Annotated in this window: 16 protein-coding genes; 11 read left to right on the top strand and 5 right to left on the bottom strand. The window is 70.1% G+C overall.

The annotated features are described in order from the left end of the window. Positions 1-463 (top strand): hypothetical protein (locus G6031_RS09625; RefSeq protein WP_187702180.1); only part of this gene is annotated, 463 nt, incomplete at its 5' end. Between the two features lie 80 nt (positions 464-543). Here the strand turns inward: G6031_RS09625 and G6031_RS09630 are convergent. Genes G6031_RS09630 through mptB form a run of 4 tightly spaced genes read right to left on the bottom strand, consistent with a single transcriptional unit; the run spans position 544 to position 4914 of the window. Beyond that, on the bottom strand, positions 544-1542 hold the full coding sequence (locus G6031_RS09630; RefSeq protein WP_182653157.1) for a COX15/CtaA family protein: 999 nt from the start codon (positions 1540-1542) through the stop codon (positions 544-546). Positions 1543-1580: 38 nt separating this feature from the next. Beyond that, entirely contained in the window at positions 1581-2372 is a 792-nt protein-coding gene (locus G6031_RS09635) for an ABC transporter permease (protein WP_182653158.1), read from the bottom strand. Beyond that, positions 2369-3304, bottom strand: a complete 936-nt coding sequence (locus G6031_RS09640; RefSeq protein ID WP_182644227.1) for an ATP-binding cassette domain-containing protein — start codon at positions 3302-3304, stop codon at positions 2369-2371. Before G6031_RS09640 ends, G6031_RS09635 begins: the two co-directional genes overlap by 4 nt. A gap of 23 nt (positions 3305-3327) precedes the next feature. Beyond that, positions 3328-4914 (bottom strand): polyprenol phosphomannose-dependent alpha 1,6 mannosyltransferase MptB, encoded by a 1587-nt coding sequence (gene mptB, locus G6031_RS09645; RefSeq protein WP_182653159.1) that lies wholly within the window; start codon positions 4912-4914, stop codon positions 3328-3330. 161 nt (positions 4915-5075) lie between these two features. Between mptB and G6031_RS09650 the strand changes: the two genes are divergently transcribed. The 8 genes from G6031_RS09650 to G6031_RS09685 all read left to right on the top strand — a co-directional run bounded on the left by G6031_RS09650 (position 5076) and on the right by G6031_RS09685 (position 12388). Next, positions 5076-5813 (top strand): HTH domain-containing protein, encoded by a 738-nt coding sequence (locus tag G6031_RS09650; RefSeq protein ID WP_179525316.1) that lies wholly within the window; start codon positions 5076-5078, stop codon positions 5811-5813. Further along, positions 5810-7267, top strand: coding sequence for a Fe-S cluster assembly protein SufB (gene sufB / locus G6031_RS09655; RefSeq protein ID WP_179525315.1), 1458 nt, complete (start codon positions 5810-5812; stop codon positions 7265-7267). The genes G6031_RS09650 and sufB overlap by 4 nt, the downstream gene beginning before the upstream one ends. A gap of 5 nt (positions 7268-7272) precedes the next feature. Next, positions 7273-8481 carry a Fe-S cluster assembly protein SufD gene (gene sufD, locus G6031_RS09660; RefSeq protein ID WP_182653160.1) on the top strand — a complete coding sequence of 403 codons (1209 nt, stop codon included), beginning with the start codon at positions 7273-7275 and terminating at the stop codon, positions 8479-8481. A gap of 56 nt (positions 8482-8537) precedes the next feature. Continuing rightward, the gene (gene sufC, locus G6031_RS09665; protein WP_179525313.1) at positions 8538-9308 is read left to right on the top strand and encodes a Fe-S cluster assembly ATPase SufC; all 771 of its coding nucleotides are present in this window, start codon (positions 8538-8540) and stop codon (positions 9306-9308) included. A gap of 18 nt (positions 9309-9326) precedes the next feature. Continuing rightward, on the top strand, positions 9327-10586 hold the full coding sequence (locus G6031_RS09670; protein WP_179525312.1) for a cysteine desulfurase: 1260 nt from the start codon (positions 9327-9329) through the stop codon (positions 10584-10586). Beyond that, positions 10583-11035 carry a Fe-S cluster assembly sulfur transfer protein SufU gene (gene sufU / locus G6031_RS09675; RefSeq protein WP_179525311.1) on the top strand — a complete coding sequence of 151 codons (453 nt, stop codon included), beginning with the start codon at positions 10583-10585 and terminating at the stop codon, positions 11033-11035. The genes G6031_RS09670 and sufU overlap by 4 nt, the downstream gene beginning before the upstream one ends. Before the next feature lie 5 nt (positions 11036-11040). Beyond that, entirely contained in the window at positions 11041-11511 is a 471-nt protein-coding gene (locus tag G6031_RS09680; RefSeq protein ID WP_179525310.1) for a metal-sulfur cluster assembly factor, read from the top strand. A 70-nt stretch (positions 11512-11581) separates the two neighbouring features. Then, positions 11582-12388 (top strand): hypothetical protein, encoded by an 807-nt coding sequence (locus G6031_RS09685; RefSeq protein WP_241737287.1) that lies wholly within the window; start codon positions 11582-11584, stop codon positions 12386-12388. Here G6031_RS09685 and G6031_RS09690 read toward each other — a convergent pair. Beyond that, positions 12385-13551 (bottom strand): lycopene cyclase family protein, encoded by a 1167-nt coding sequence (locus tag G6031_RS09690; RefSeq protein WP_182653161.1) that lies wholly within the window; start codon positions 13549-13551, stop codon positions 12385-12387. The genes G6031_RS09685 and G6031_RS09690 overlap by 4 nt on opposite strands. Before the next feature lie 36 nt (positions 13552-13587). On the opposite strand from G6031_RS09690, the gene G6031_RS09695 reads away from it, so the two are divergent. Together G6031_RS09695 and G6031_RS09700 are read left to right on the top strand one after the other, a co-directional pair. Further along, a complete protein-coding gene (locus G6031_RS09695) occupies positions 13588-14373 on the top strand; it encodes an acyl-CoA thioesterase domain-containing protein (protein ID WP_182644235.1) in 786 nt (261 codons plus the stop codon). Positions 14374-14524: 151 nt separating this feature from the next. Then, a complete protein-coding gene (locus G6031_RS09700; RefSeq protein WP_179525308.1) occupies positions 14525-16156 on the top strand; it encodes an ABC-F family ATP-binding cassette domain-containing protein in 1632 nt (543 codons plus the stop codon). Positions 16157-16314: the final 158 nt, after the last annotated feature.

Below are 16314 nucleotides of genomic sequence, written 5' to 3' on the forward strand. Positions count from 1 at the left end.
CGCGCCCTCCGCCGCCTCCCGGCCCGCCGACGCCCCTGCCGCGTCCCAGCCCGCCGCGACTCCTCCGGCGGACGAGCCGGCCGCCGAGGACAAGTCGGTCGAGAAGCAGGCGGCAGAGAAGGCGCCGTCGGAGAAGATCGATCCCATCAAGGTCGAGCGCGTTCCGGCGGGCCCGACACCGCCCCCGGGCGCCGTGAAGTTCGTCAAGAAGTTCCTCGCCCGCCATGGCGGCGCGGCCGATCTCGTCCTGCAGCCCACCGGTCGGACGGGGATCCGTCTGACGTTCGTGGGCGCCGACGGGGTCATGGACGACTACATGGTCGACACCCTCGCCGAGGCCGAGGCCGTGCGCGATTCGGTTCCCGGGCTCACCGGTTCGGACTGGACCCGTGAACTGGTCTCCCATACCGATGTGCCCGCGGGCCACTGGAAGCGCATGGCCGGCTCCGGATCCCTGCTCTGAGACCCCGGTAGGACGAGAACGGCCCCGCCACGGCGGGGCCGTTCCGCATTCGCGTCAGGCGGGCCCTGCCGCCGGCCGGACTACGCGGGCCGCGGACTCCCGTCCGCCCGGTCCCTGATGACCGCCGAGGCCCAGAGTGCGCCGGTCACGGCGGTGATGGCCCCCGCCAGCGTCACGTGCAGGACCACCAGCATCTCGGGCACCCCCAGCTGGTACTGGGTGATCCCCACGACGGCCTGTGCCGCGATCAGCGCGATGAGGATCAGGCAGCGCCGGATGGCCGGTCCCTGAGCGCGCAACGCGAGAAGACCGAACGCCAGCCCGATGAGCAGGCAGACGTACCCGACCATCAGTTCGGCATGGAAGTGGACCAGCCACTGGATCGGCATCTGGAGGCGGTCGGCGGCCTCGATGCGGGCGTCACCGGCGTGGGGCCCGGCCCCGGTGACCATGGTGCCGGTGACCAGCACACCGGCCAGGAGCACCGCGGACAGGACGATGAGCCAGGACAACGGCGGGGGCAGGACACGGCGGGCGGGGGCGTCGTCGGCCTCCCCGATCCGGACGAACAGGACGGCCGCGAGCCAGGCCAGGATCATGGACGGGAGCAGATGGAGCGCGACGGTCCACCACACCAGGCCGGCCAGGACCGTGATGCCCCCGATCACCGCCTGCGCCAGGATCCCCGCGGGCATCGCCCAGGCGAGCACCTTGAGCCCGCGGCGACGGCCGGCACGATGGATCGCGAGCAGCAGGGCCGCCGCGATCGCGACCAGCACGAAGGTCAGGAGCCGGTTGCCGAACTCGATCGCCTGGTGCAGCGCGGGTCCGGCGCCGGCGACGGGCACGAAACTGTCCTGGTTGCACCGCGGCCACGTCTCGCAGCCCAGCCCCGAGGCGGTCACCCGAACGGTGACCCCGGTGGTCATGATGCCGATCTGGGCGAAGACGTTGGCCAGCGCGAGGCCCTTCTGCAGCCGGATCGACGGCATCGGCAGACGGGACAACGGTCCCGTCGGTCCGGGGGGTTCGCTCGTGGCATGGCTGCCGGGGTTCGGGGCGTGCGAAGTCGAGGTCACGCCCCCGATTCTAGGCGGGCGCGCAGACGGCTCCGCGATCAGGTGAAGGAGAAGTGCCGCACGGCCAGTCCGGCGCAGACCGCGGTCCACCCGGCCAGGACCAGGGCCGCCACGGCGGGGAACCCTCCGTCGATCGCCGTGACCAGTGCGCTGGTCAGCGCGTACGACGGGACGACGACGAGGAGGTCGTGCAGCCACCCGGGCAGGGTCGCCACACCGATCGCCAGCCCGGCCGCGCCGATGAGGACGAACCAGATGAGGTTGGCCAGTGCCAGCACGACCTCGGCCCGCAGGGTCCCCCCGAGGAGGAGCCCCATCGAGGAGAACGCGACCGATCCGAACGCGATCATCACCGCGCCCACCGCCAGCCCGGCCGCTCCGGGGCGCCAGCCGAGCCCGGCCGCGATCGCACCGAGCAGGACAGCCTGGCCGGCCACCAGGATCAGCGTGGCGAGGATCTTGCCGCCGATGATGACGGCCGGTGGGAGCGGGGTCCCGCCGAGTCTCTTCAGCGCGCCGTAACGACGGTCGAAGCCGACGGCGATGGCCTGTCCGGTGAACGCGGTACCCATGACGGAGAGGGTCAACACCGCCGTGATCGCGTAGTCGATCCTCGGTTGTGGGATCGAACCGAACTCGATCGCGGTGAGCGCGAACAACACGGCCACGGGGATCACCAGGGCGACCAGGAGCTGCTCACCGTTGCGCAGGAACAGTGTCAGCTCCATCCGGGTCTGCGACGCGGCCATACGGAGGAGGGGGGCGGGTGCGGACGGGCGGGCGAACGTGCCCGGCGCGAAGCGGTTGGCGCCGGTCTGGGTGTCGGTCATCGCAGGTCCCGTCCGGTCAGGTCGAGGAATACCTCTTCGAGGCTCCTGGCGCGGGTGGCCAGGGAGGTGAGCTGGACGTCGGCCTTCTCGAGCGCGGCACAGAGGGTGGTCATGAGTTCGGGGGAGACCGGGCCGTGGACCTCCAGGACCCCCGCCGCGGACCCCGTGGTCACCGTGTGGTCCGGACCGATCGCATCACTCAGGAGACCCGGGGAGGCCTCACCGTCGACGACCAGGGTCACGCCTTCGGACGTCCCCGCCCGGGCGAGCTCGGCCGGCGAGCCGGCGGCCACACGGCGGCCGTGGTCGATGATCACGACCTCGTCGGCCAGGGCGGCGGCCTCGTCCATGAGGTGGGTCGTCAACAGGACGGCGGCACCGTCGCGACGCAACGCCCCGACCAGGTCCCACACGGCCCGCCGGGACTGCGCGTCGAGACCTGCGGTGGGCTCGTCGAGGAACACCAGCTCAGGTCGGCCGATGACCGCGATGGCGAGCGAGAGTCGCTGCTGCTGGCCGCCGGACAGACGCCGGTAGGGGGTCGAGACGTGGTCGCTGAGCCCGAGTTCGGCGAGGAGCCAGTCCGGGTCGAGGGGGTCCGCGTAGTACGAGGCGACAAGACGGACCATCTCCCCGACACGCGCCGCGGGGTACGCCCCGCCACCCTGCAGCATCATACCGATCCGGCTGCGGACCCGCTGACGGTCGGACACCGGGTCGAACCCCAGCACCCGGAGGGATCCACCGTCAGGCCGGAGGAATCCCTCGCAGACCTCGACCGTAGTGGTCTTGCCGGCGCCGTTGGGACCGAGGAGCGCCATCACCTCACCGCGGTCCAGTCGGAGGTCCAGACCGGCCACGGCCGTGGTCTCCCCGAACCTCTTGACGAGTCCCTCGACGTGGAGCGCGGGGGAGTCGGTGCGTGAGGTCACGGGAGCATTCTAGGCCGCGTCGACTACCGGAAGCGCAACAGCCCCGGCCAGCGGAACATCGCGATCAGCAGGACCGTCACGGCCACGACGGTGGCCACCCACGCCTGGACGGTGACGAACGGCGGCAGGCCCGCACCCGGCGGGAGGGTGAAGCAGGCGAGCACCGCGCTGACCGCCACGACGGGGATCCGGAACTCCATCCGCGAGGCCCATGCCGCGAGCGGGATCAGCGCCCACAGGACATACCAGGGCTGGACGACGGGGAAGCACAGGACGATGGCCGCCATCGACACCCCGAGGCCGCCGACCGGGTCGATCCGCCCGGCGGAGACCGCGAACAGCATCCTGACGGTGAACACGCCGGCGATCACGAGCGCCGCGGTCTGCACCATCACCAGGATCTGGGCGGTGTGGTCACCCAGTCCGAGGTACTGCCCGATCCCGCCGACGATCACCCCCAGAGCAGTGGGCGGTGAGAGCCAGCTGCGTAGGGACGTGGCCGCTCCGAGCTTCGTGATCCACCCGAGGCCCGAGGAGGTCGCGAGCATGGCCAGTCCGGTGGTGGCCCCGCTGATGACCACCATCACCAGCGCCGCCCGCACGGTGGCGAGATACCCGCCACCCCAACGACGGGCGAGCGCCATCCCGACGAAACCCAGGGCGACGACGGTGGGCAGTTTCACCAGCGCCGACCCGGTGACCAGGACGGTCCCCACGACGAAGAGAACCGTGGTCCGACGGCCGGACTCCGGGGAGTCCACCGCGCGGAGGGCCAGCACGAGCCCGACGGCAAGCAGCCCCATCATGAGCGACTCGGAATGGATCCCGGACACCAGGTGGAACAGCACGAGCGGGTTGGCCACCGCCAGCCAGAGCGCCGCCACGTCCGACACCCCGCAGTACTCCGCCAAGCGTGGGACAGCCCAGCCCAGCATGAGGATCCCGATGATGGCGACCACCCGGTGCAGGATCGTGCCGGCCACCACGTCGTCCCCCGTGAGCGTGTGGATCACCTTCTGCACGCCGAGGAACAGGGGGCCGTACTGGTTCGGCGTGTCCCGCCAGATGTCCGGGACGTTGACCGTCAAGGCGTGGGAGGTGCCCAGCGCCGACACGGGACCCAGCGCGTACGGGTCGTCGAGTGTGTTGCCGATCGCGCCCTGGGCCAGATAGCTGTAGACGTCCTTGCTGAACATGGGCGGGGCCAGCGCGAGCGGCAGCGCCCACGATGCGATGATGCGGTCGAGTGTGGCCCTGTCGATGCGGCCGCTCAGCCGTCCCCGGCGATCCCGGCCGAGGACGTACGGGGCGAGCAATAGCCAGCAGAGCGTCACCACCACCATCCCGGTCATGACCACGGTCATGGAGGACTGCTGCACCCTGAGCCACAAGCCGAACAACCGCTCGCCCGCGACGGGGTTCTGCAGGACCGGCAGGGCGCCGGCGCCCAGGGCACCCACCGCCATCGCGACGGCCGCGGTGGTGCCGATCCTGCGGATCCGACGGAGTCGGGCCAGTTCAGCCGACGGTGGGGCCCCGGTGAACCGTTCCTCGGTGTGGAGTCGGGCGGTGACCGACCCCGCGCCGCGTACCGGGAACCTGGGTGCCACTGACCTCAGCCTCTCTCCACAGTGGGTGTCGCAGGTCACATTCCGACGGCACCGCCGGACTCACCGGGGGGTGGGAATATTTCCGTCACGGAAGTGTTGCGTAATATGAGGTGGTGCGTCCCGCACGGGGCGCACCGAGCATAGCCGGAAGGGAGTGGCAGATGAGCGTGCAGCACGCGTACGAGAGCAGCACGCGGCCCGACACCCGCTCGGCCGTCCGTGAACTCCTGCTGGAACGAGGAGCGCTGACCGCCGTAGAGATCGGACGAGAGCTCGGGCTGACCGCTGCCGGTGTCCGCCGACATCTGGACCAGTTGGTCGAGTCCGGCGAGGTCGAGGCCACCCGGACCCGCCCGGCCGGCACCCGCGGTCGGCCGGCCAAGGCGTTCCAGGTCACCGCGACGGGCCGCCGGTCCGCGCAGCACGGGTACGACCACCTGGCGGTGGAGGCCCTGTCCGCCCTGCGACGCGTCGGCGGAACCGCGGCCGTCGCGGACTTCGCCCGCCAGCGCGTCCGCTCGGTCATCGGACACGTCCGGCCCGCCGAGGGGCCGCAGGACGTCGAGCGTGCGGCGACGGACATCGCCGTCGCCCTCTCGGATTCGGGATATGCCGCGTCGATCGAGGACGCCGGATCAGGCCTCCAGATCTGCCAGCACCACTGTCCGGTGTGGAACGTCGCGTCCCAGTTCCCGGAACTCTGCGAGGCCGAGCAGGAGGTGGTGGCCGAGATCGTGGGCACCCACGTCCAGCGCCTCGCCACCATCGCCGGCGGAGACTGCGCCTGCACCACGAACATCCCCACGGGGATGGTGACCGCCGGTGACCTGGCGGCGACCATCCCCGCAGCGGCCGGCGCAGACGCGTCGGTTCCGACCCCCGAAAGGACTGTGCGATGACCATCACCCCAGATCAGGTGACGGCCGACGTCACCGTGCACGAGCCGACCACCGATGAGGAGCGGATCGCCTCGATCGGTCAGTACAACTACGGTTGGCACGATTCCGACTCCGCCGGTGCCACAGCCCAGCGCGGCCTCTCGGAGGCCGTGGTGCGTGACATCTCCACCAAAAAGAGCGAGTCCGAGTGGATGCTCGCCAAGCGACTCAAGGCGCTGGCGACGTTCTACAAGAAGCCCATGCCCGGATGGGGTTCGGACCTGTCGGGGATCGACTTCGACAACATCAAGTACTTCGTGCGGTCCACCGAGAAGCAGGCCACCTCGTGGGAGGACCTGCCGGAGGAGATCAAGAACACGTACGACAAGCTCGGCATCCCGGAGGCGGAGAAGCAGCGTCTGGTCGCTGGCGTCGCGGCCCAGTACGAGTCCGAGGTGGTCTACCACCAGATCCGCGAGGACCTCGAGAGCCAGGGTGTCATCTTCATGGACACCGACACCGCACTCAAGGAGCACCCTGAGTACTTCGAGGAGTACTTCGGTTCCGTGATCCCGGCCGGTGACAACAAGTTCTCCGCCCTCAACACCGCTGTGTGGTCGGGCGGCTCGTTCATCTACGTCCCGCCGGGTGTCCAGGTGGACATCCCGCTGCAGGCCTACTTCCGCATCAACACCGAGAACATGGGCCAGTTCGAGCGCACGCTCATCATCGTCGACGAGGGTGCCTACGTGCACTACGTCGAGGGGTGCACCGCGCCGATCTACAAGTCGGACTCGCTGCACTCGGCCGTGGTCGAGATCGTCGTCAAGAAGGGCGGCCGCTGCCGCTACACGACCATCCAGAACTGGTCGAACAACGTCTACAACCTCGTCACCAAGCGCGCCCGGGCCGAGGAGGGCGCCACCATGGAGTGGATCGACGGCAACATCGGCTCCAAGGTGACCATGAAGTACCCGGCGGTCTGGCTCACCGGCGAGCACGCCAAGGGCGAGGTCCTCTCCGTGGCGTTCGCGGGGGAGGGTCAGCACCAGGACACCGGCTCGAAGATGCTGCACCTGGCGCCCAACACCTCCTCGAACATCGTCTCCAAGTCGGTGGCGCGAGGCGGCGGTCGCTCCGCGTACCGCGGGTTGATCCAGATCAACGCCGGTGCGAAGGGATCCAAGTCGAACGTCGAGTGCGACGCGCTGCTGGTGGACAACATCAGCCGGTCCGACACGTACCCCTACATCGACATCCGCGAGAACGACGTGACCCTGGGTCACGAGGCCACCGTCTCCAAGGTTAGCCAGGACCAGTTGTTCTACCTCATGAGCCGCGGACTGGCCGAGGACGAGGCGATGGCCATGATCGTGCGCGGATTCGTCGAGCCGATCGCCAAGGAGCTCCCCATGGAGTACGCCCTCGAGCTCAACCGCCTGATCGAACTCCAGATGGAAGGATCGGTGGGCTGACCGCCATGACCGACACCACTTCACCCACCACCGGAACCGGCCCCACCCCGGTGACGGATCGCTACGGCATCCCCGTCACCGCCACCAAGGGCGACCAGTTCTCCTCCTTCGACGTCGGCGCGTTCGAGGTCCCGAGCCACAAGGACGAGATCTGGCGCTTCACCCCGCTCAAGCGGCTGCGCGGGATCCATGACGGATCGCGCGTCACGGCCACCGGGAGCCTGCTCGTCTCCGTCGCCGAGCGTGACGGACTGACGGTCGAGAGCGTCGGGACCGACGACAAGCGGATCGGCGAGGCCGGGGCACCCCGCGACCGCGTCGCCGCGCAGGCGTTCGGTTCCGTCGACACCGCGACGGTGCTGACCGTCGCCAAGGAGACCGTCCTGGCCGACCCCGTGTATGTGACGGTCGACGGACCGGGGGAGGGCGAGCTGGCCTACGGCCACGCCCAGATCCGCCTGGAGCCGTTCGCCAACGCCACCTTCGTGGTGGACCAGCGCGGCGGGGGGACGATCGCCGAGAACGTCGAGTTCATCGTCGGCGACTCGGCCCACCTCGAGGTGGTGCTCATCCAGGACTGGGATGACGACGCGCTGCACATGGCCAATCACCACCTGCAGGTCGGTCGCGACTCGACCCTCACCTACACCGCGGTGACCTTCGGTGGCGAACTCGTCCGGATCGCGCCACTGGCGACGTTCACGGCCCCCGGGGGCACGGTGAACATCAACGGTCTGTACTACGCGGACGACGGCCAGCACATCGAACACCGGTTGCTCGTCGACCACTCTGTACCCCACTGCACCTCGCGGGTCCTCTACAAGGGCGCTCTGCAGGGCGATGCGTCGTCGAACCTGCCCGACGCCCACACCGTGTGGATCGGCGAGGTCCTCATCCGCGCCGCCGCCGAGGGGACCGACACCTACGAGATGAACCGCAACCTCGTCCTCACCGACGGGGCCCGCGCGGATTCGGTGCCGAACCTCGAGATCGAGACCGGTGAGATCGCCGGCGCCGGCCACGCCAGCGCGGTGGGACGATTCGACGAGGAGCACCTGTTCTACCTCATGTCCAGGGGTATCGCCGAGGACGTCGCCCGGCGCCTGGTCGTCCGTGGCTTCTTCGGAGAGGTGATCAACCGCATCGGCGTGCCGGAGGTACGTGAGCGGATCGCCGAGGCCGTCGAGCTGGAACTGCAGTCCTCCGGGATCTGATCCCAGACCCCCGAGAGACCACCCCCGAAGACTTCAAGAAGATTGCGAGCACACCAATGACCATTCTCGAGATCAAGGGCCTGACCGCCCGCGTCGCGGCAACGGCCGACTCGGCCGAGACCGTCGACATCCTCAAGGGCGTCGACCTGACCATCGAGTCGGGGATGACCCACGCCATCATGGGCCCCAACGGCTCCGGCAAGTCGACCCTCGCCTACGTCATCGCCGGCCACCCCAAGTATGAGGTCACCGGCGGGACCGTCACGCTCGACGGCGAGGACGTCCTGTCGATGGAGGTCGACGAGCGCGCCCGCGCCGGCCTGTTCCTGGCCATGCAGTACCCGACCGAGATCCCCGGGGTCTCGACCGCCAACTTCCTGCGCACCGCGGCCACCGCGGTCCGGGGCGAGGCACCCAAGTTGCGGCACTGGGTCAAGGAGGTCAAGGAGGCCATGTCCGACCTCGACTTCGATCCGGCCTTCTCCGAGCGCAGCGTCAACGAGGGCTTCTCCGGCGGCGAGAAGAAGCGCCACGAGATCCTCCAGCTGGATCTGCTCAAGCCCAAGATCGCCGTGCTCGACGAGACCGACTCCGGTCTCGACGTGGACGCGCTGCGCGTGGTGTCGGACGGCGTGAACCGCTACCGGTCGGAGGAGAACGGCGGAATCCTCCTCATCACGCACTACACCCGCATCCTTCGGTACATCACGCCCGACCGCGTCCACGTCTTCGTGGACGGCCGGATCGCCGCCTCCGGTGGGGCGGAGTTGGCGGACGAGCTCGAGGCCGAGGGGTACGAGAAGTACCTCACGCCCGCGAACGCCTGATCGGACAGCTGGGAGAACATGACCTCGACCCTCGACATCACGGCCGTCCGCTCGGATTTCCCGATCCTGCAGCGGACGGTCCGTGACGGAAAGCCCCTGGTCTACCTGGATTCCGGGGCGACCTCGCAGCGCCCGATCCCGGTACTCGACGCGGAGCGGGACTTCCTCCTGAGCTCCAACGCGGCCGTCCACCGGGGCGCACACCAACTGGCCGAGGAGGCCACCGACGCCTACGAGGACGCGCGCGCCGCGATCGCCGGGTTCGTCGGGGCCGATGTGGACGAGCTCGTGTTCACCAAGAACGCCACCGAGGCGCTCAACCTCGTCGCCTTCGCGCTCGGGGACGACCGATTCGGTCCGTACTCCGTGGGCCCGGGTGACGAGGTCGTGATCAGCGAGCTCGAGCACCACGCCAACCTGGTGCCCTGGCAGGAGTTGTGCCGCCGCACCGGTGCCACGCTGAAGTGGTACGGCGTGACCGACGACGGACGGATCGATCTCGATTCTCTCCGGCTGACCGACGCGGTCAAGGTCGTCGCGCTGACCCATCAGTCCAACGTCACCGGCGCGGTGACCGACGTGGCGCGCGTCGTCGAGGCCGCGAAGGCGGTGGGCGCGCTCGTCGTGTTGGACGCGTGCCAGTCCGTCCCGCACATGGCCGTGGACTTCCACGGACTCGGGGTGGACTTCGCCGCGTTCTCCGGACACAAGATGCTCGGTCCCACCGGCATTGGCGTGCTCTACGGACGTCGGGAGCTGCTCCGGGCCATGCCGCCGGTGCTCACGGGCGGATCGATGATCTCCACCGTGACCATGGAGAAGTCGACCTACGCCGACCCGCCCCAGAGGTTCGAGGCCGGCGTGCCGATGGTGTCGCAGGCCGTGGGCCTCGCCGCCGCCGTGCGCTACCTCGAAAGCGTGGGGATGGAGACGGTCGCCCGTCACGAGGAGTCGCTCACCGCGGCCACCCTCGAGGCCCTCGGCCAGATCCCCGGCATCCGGATCGTCGGTCCCCGTGACATGGTCGCGCGGGGCGGTGCCGTCTCCTTCGTGGTCGACGGCGTCCACGCCCACGACGTGAGCCAGGTCCTGGACGACGACGGTGTCGCGGTACGGGTGGGACATCATTGTGCGTGGCCGCTGCACCGCCGACTGGGCGTGCAGTCCACGGTCCGGGCCTCGTTCGCGCTGTACAACACCCTCGACGAGGTCGAGGTGCTCGCCCGGTCGCTGCGCCGGGCCCAGCAATTCTTCGGAGTGGGAGGTGCGCGGTCGTGAAGCTCGAACAGATGTACCAGGAAGTCATCCTGGACCACTACCGACACCCGCACCACAGCGGGTTGCGGGAGCCCTTCGGGGCCGAGGTGCATCACGTCAACCCGACCTGCGGCGACGAGCTGACGCTGAGGTTGCAACTCTCCGACGACCGGTCGACGATCGAGGACGTGTCCTACGACGCGCAGGGGTGCTCGATCAGCCAGGCGTCCACCTCGATGATGGCCGACCTCATCGTCGGCCGCACGGTGTCGGAGTCCCTCGAGGCCTACGACGCCTTCCACGAGATGATCTCGTCCCGCGGGAAGCACGAGGGCGACGAGGAGATCCTCGACGACGCCGTCGCCCTGTCCGGGGTGTCCCGATACCCGGCGCGCGTCAAGTGCGCGCTGCTGGGCTGGATGGCATACAGGGACGCTCTCGGCCGACAGACCGAACAGCATCAGGAGTGAGTGACATGACCGAGCAGATGACCCCGGCCAACGACCCGTCGGTCGACGACGCGACGTCGGCGGAGGAGAACGCGACCGCGGCGGGCACCGTCTACAACGGCGAATTCCGCCCCGACCCCAATCGCCCCGAGCAGTCGGAGGAGGACCTCGCGTTGGTCGCCGACCTCGAGGAGGCCATGCGCGACGTGGTCGATCCCGAGCTCGGGATCAACGTGGTGGACCTCGGGCTGGTCTACGACATCTGGGTCCGCCCGGGGGAGACCGAGGGGTCCACCATCGCGCGCGTGGACATGACGCTGACCTCCGCGGCCTGCCCGCTGACCGACGTGATCGAGGACCAGGCCCGAAGCGCGGTGGTGGGTTCCGACCTGGCCAACGACCTCGAGCTCAACTGGGTGTGGATGCCGCCGTGGGGTCCGCAGATGATCACGGACGACGGCCGGGAACAGCTCCGGGCGATCGGCTTCACGGTCTAGCCGCCTGCGGGAGGACCGCCAGCGACCTCCCGGGGTCGCTGGCGGTTCTCCGGGTGTTTACCCTGGCCGCATGGCCCCACCCGCGGATGACATACCGACCGGAGCGCCACCGGACCACGATCGAGACCCGGGGGTAGCCGGCTATCGCCTGTCCCGGGCGGCCAGGTGGCTACTGCTGCCCTCGGTTCTCCTGGCGCCGCTGTCCGGGATCCTGTACGTCGTGGTCCGATCCACCGGGAGCTACGAGCGGGATCACGGGTGGAACCTGCTGTGGAGCGCGTTCGACATCGGGGGCGAGGGGAACATCGCGGTCTGGTTCGCGGCCACGATGTGGCTGCTCGTCGCCGCGCTGGCCGCGCTGGCAGCCCTCACCTCTGATCGGTTCCGGGCGTCGTGGTGGCTGTTCTCCACCGTGGCCGTCACCGCCTCGGCCGACGAGGCGGCGCAGCTCCACGAGCGACTCTTCTATTTCGGTGACCGCCTGGCGCCGGCGGTGCCGGGGGATCTCCACTACAGCTGGGTCATCCCCGGGACCGCCATCGCGCTGGTGGTCGCCGCGCTCCTCATCCGCCTGGTCCTCGCCCTCCGAACCCGGGTGACGGTCGGGCTGATCGGCTCCGCGGTGGTGTTCCTCCTCGGAGCGCTGGTCATCGAGTCAATCTCAGGGATCGTGGAACGCGACCAGGGGATGTCCGACCTGTATGTGGCGATCATGTACGTCGAGGAGACCTTCGAACTGATCGGTGTGGCGTGGGCCGCGATCGCGCTGGCCTCGATGTTCCGCCTGACCCGCATTCCCGGGGCACTCGCCCTCACCTTCGACGGATTCTCCCCGTCGCCGGGTGATGCGGGGCCGGGGCGCCGAGTCTCGGGTTAGCCCGATCGAGCACCGACGGCGGGACGGGGGCGCCGCCGGACGACGGCGGCGATCATCCCCACCTTGTCCCGTGCGGGCATGATCACCCACATGTCCCACATCGCCAGCGCCAGCTGGTACGAGGGGCTCGCGCCGTCGAGGAACCACCGCTGGCGACGAGCGTCGATCCGGCCGAACGCGCCGAACAGTTGCCTCAGGGTCCGGGCGTCGGCGCGCAGGAGAACGCGGAGCCCGATCCTGTGCAGCGCGGTGCTCGCGGGGGACCGGGGCGCCGGGATCGGGAATCCGGTGCCGAGGGCGTGCACCGCGCCGGGGACCGCCGCCAGCATCGAGGCCACCGAATACCCCGTCGCCGCGTGGCCGTGTCCCCCGGCGGTGCCGAAGGCCTCGATCCGGGGGGCTCCGGACCCACCACCTCGGGGCAGGAGCGGGATCCGCACCCGCTCCACCTCGAGCGGCGCATCGATGGCCGACCGCGCGACCCCGCGTCGCAGGAGCCTCGACCGCAGCCGGGCCGCGAGGTCGACGGGATCCGGTGCGGGCAGCCCCGCCAGACACGTCTCCTCCACCAGGACCCTGCCGGCACCCAGGGGTATCGCGTACAGGAAGCTCGGGCCGAGTTCGTCGTCGTCGTGGTCCGTCCGCCAGTCCATGAACAGCGCCGGATCACCAGCGAGGGCGGGGGCGGCGTCCTCCGCGTCCAGGACGATCCCGTAGGCGGTCTGGAGGGGCCCTCGGTTGGCGGAGCCACCGGCGCCGCGGCAATCCACCACGCGGTGCGCCCGGGCGGTCAGTGCAGGCAACGCGGCATCGTCGACGGCCGTGGTCTCGACGGTCACGCCGGCTCCGAGAGGCAGTGCCTCGCGCAGGGCGTCGTTGTCGAGCACGCTGTAGGCCCGGTCCACCACGGCCCGGTCGGGGGAGTAGTGCACCGGCGCGTGGACGGAGTGTGCCAGGACGTCGACACCGCACGACGCCACCGAGAGCCACGGGGGGAGCTGGTCGGCCCACAGGGAGAGCGTCTGGCGCCACGGCGCGTCCGGTTTCGGATCGATCGCGAGGACGCTCAGGCCCGCGGCGGCGCAGCGGGAGGCGAGCGCGCGGCCGGCCGGTCCCAGACCGACGACGGCGACGTCGTAGAGAGCAGCCCCCGTAGCATCCATCACGACAGACAGTACCGCCGACGAGAGGACGTGGACGTGCCGGGAGCGTTCTACCACCAGGTCGCCGAGGGCCGATTCGAGTCCTCACCGTTGACGGCCGGTCCGTGGTCGCCGGACTCACAGCACGCCGGCCCGCCCAGCGCGCTGCTGGTGCGGGCCATGGAGCGGTTCGAGCGGCGGCCCGGGGTGCGGCTGTCCCGGGTCTCGGTCGACGTCCTCGGCCCGGTGCCCGTGGCGGACCTGGAGATCGAGGTGCGCACCGTCCGGCCCGGCCGCAGCGTGGAGCTGCTCGAGGCCACCGCCTCCGCAGGCGGGCGGCCCGCCCTGGTGGCCCGCGGATGGCGGATGCGGTCGACTCCGGAGGACTTCCCGGTGCACGGCGACCACACCGGTCCCGAGGTGCCGGACGCCCCGCGCGAACGGGGGGCGATGATGTCCTTCGCGTACGCGGACGGATACCTGTCCGTGGTGGACTTCTCCTTCGACCACGGCGACGGGGACGCCCTGGGGCCGGCCCGCGCGTGGGGACGGAGCCGGCTCGACCTGGTCGACGGCGAGTCGATGACCGGGTGGCAGCACACGATCCTGGTGGCGGACTCGGCGAGCGGGATCTCCCTGGCCACCGACCCGCTCACGCATCCGGCGGTCAACTGCGACCTGGTGGTCTCCCTGCACCGGGAACCGGAGCCGGGGTGGGTGCATCTGGACTCCGAGACGGTGGGCGGCCCCGGTCGCGGCGTCATCACGGACACGCTCCTGTCCGACGACCGGGGACGGATCGGCCGCAGCGTCCAGAACCTGTACGGGCGCAGGGCCGGATGAGAGCATGGCCGCGTGAGGGCGCGGTCGGGGTGACGGGCGGATCCGGGCCGAGCGGAGACCCAGGTCACCGGACTCGTCCCGCGTGTCGCACCGCAGGTAGAGTGGCTGGTCGGCCCGATTCCCCCCGAGAGCAGACGAGGTACCCGCGCACGTGATCACCATCGACGACCTGGAGGTGCGCGCCGGCGTGCGCACCCTGCTCCACATGGACGGGTCCTCGTTGCGGGTCCAGCCCGGCGATCGGATCGGCCTGGTCGGCCGGAACGGTGCAGGTAAGACGACGACGATGAGGATCCTCGCCGGCGAGGGTGAGCCGTACGCGGGCACGGTCGTCTCGACCAGTGACGTGGGTTATCTGCCCCAGGATCCCCGCGAGGGCAACATGGACCAGCTCGCGCGCAGCCGGGTCCTGTCGGCCCGCGGGCTGGATGTGCTGATGGTCCAGATGACCGAAGCGCAGGACGAGATGGTCGCCGCCCCGGACGACGCGGCGATGGACAAGGCCGTGCGGAAGTACGGTCGGCTCGAGGACGAGTTCTCCGCGCGGGGCGGGTACGAGGCCGAGAGCGAGGCCGCCCGCATCTGCAACAGCCTCGGACTCGAGGAGCGGATCCTCACCCAGAACCTGGGCACGCTGTCGGGCGGTCAGCGCAGGCGGGTGGAGTTGGCCCGGATCCTGTTCGCCGCGTCCGACGGGGCGGGCAAGTCGCAGACCATGCTGCTGCTGGACGAGCCCACCAACCACCTCGACGCCGACTCGATCACCTGGCTGCGCTCGTTCCTCGAGAAGCACGAGGGCGGGTTGATCATCATCTCCCACGACGTCGAGCTGCTCGAGGCCGTGGTCAACCGGGTGTGGTTCCTCGACGCCGTGCGCGGGGAGATCGACGCCTACAACATGGGGTGGCAGAAGTACCTCGACGCCCGCGCCACCGATGAGGCCCGGCGCCGCCGCGAGCGCGCGAACGCCGAGAAGAAGGCCTCCGCCCTCAAGACGCAGGCCGCCAAGCTGGGTGCCAAGGCGACCAAGGCCGCCTCGGCCAAGCAGATGATCCGTCGCGCCGAGACCATGATGAACCAGCTCGACGCGGTGCGGGTGGCCGACAAGGTGGCGCACATCAAGTTCCCCACCCCGGCCGCGTGCGGCAAGACCCCGATGTTCGCCAAGGGCCTGACCAAGATGTACGGCTCCCTCGAGGTCTTCGCCGGGGTGGACCTGGCGATCGACAAGGGCAGCCGGGTGGTGGTGCTGGGGTACAACGGCGCCGGCAAGACCACCCTGCTCAAGCTCCTCGCAGGGGTCGAGCGCACCGACGGTGAGGGCGGCGTCGTCTCCGGCCACGGCCTGAAGGTGGGCTACTTCGCCCAGGAGCACGACACCCTCGACATGGACGCCAGCGTGTGGGACAACATCCGCCACGCCGCCCCCGACGCCGGGGAACAGGACCTGCGGAGCCTGCTGGGCGCGTTCATGTTCACCGGACCCCAGCTCGAGCAGCCCGCCGGCACCCTGTCCGGTGGTGAGCGCACGCGTCTGGCGCTGGCGGGACTGGTGTCCTCGGCGGCCAACGTGCTGCTGCTCGACGAGCCCACAAACAACCTCGACCCGATCTCGCGCGAGCAGGTCCTCGACGCCCTGCGCAGCTACGAGGGCGCGGTCGTCCTGGTCACCCACGACCCGGGCGCCGTGGAGGCCCTGGAGCCCGAGCGGGTCATCATCCTGCCCGACGGGACCGAGGACCTGTGGAGCCAGGAATACATGGAGATCGTCGAGCTCGCGTGAGCCGAGCGGCGCGAGGGCTCGTGTCGTCGGCGACCTGCACGGTCGGCCTGGATTTCCCGCCCACGACCGCGCGGCATCGTGGCCGCGGGGTTACGGTGGGGGTGTCGCCGGATCCGGCCTGACGCCGGGTGCACCGACGACGGTGTCACCGAGGAGGT

It is taken from the genome of Dietzia sp. CQ4, from assembly GCF_014145125.1.
Taxonomy (GTDB): Bacteria; Actinomycetota; Actinomycetes; order Mycobacteriales; family Mycobacteriaceae; genus Dietzia; species Dietzia natronolimnaea.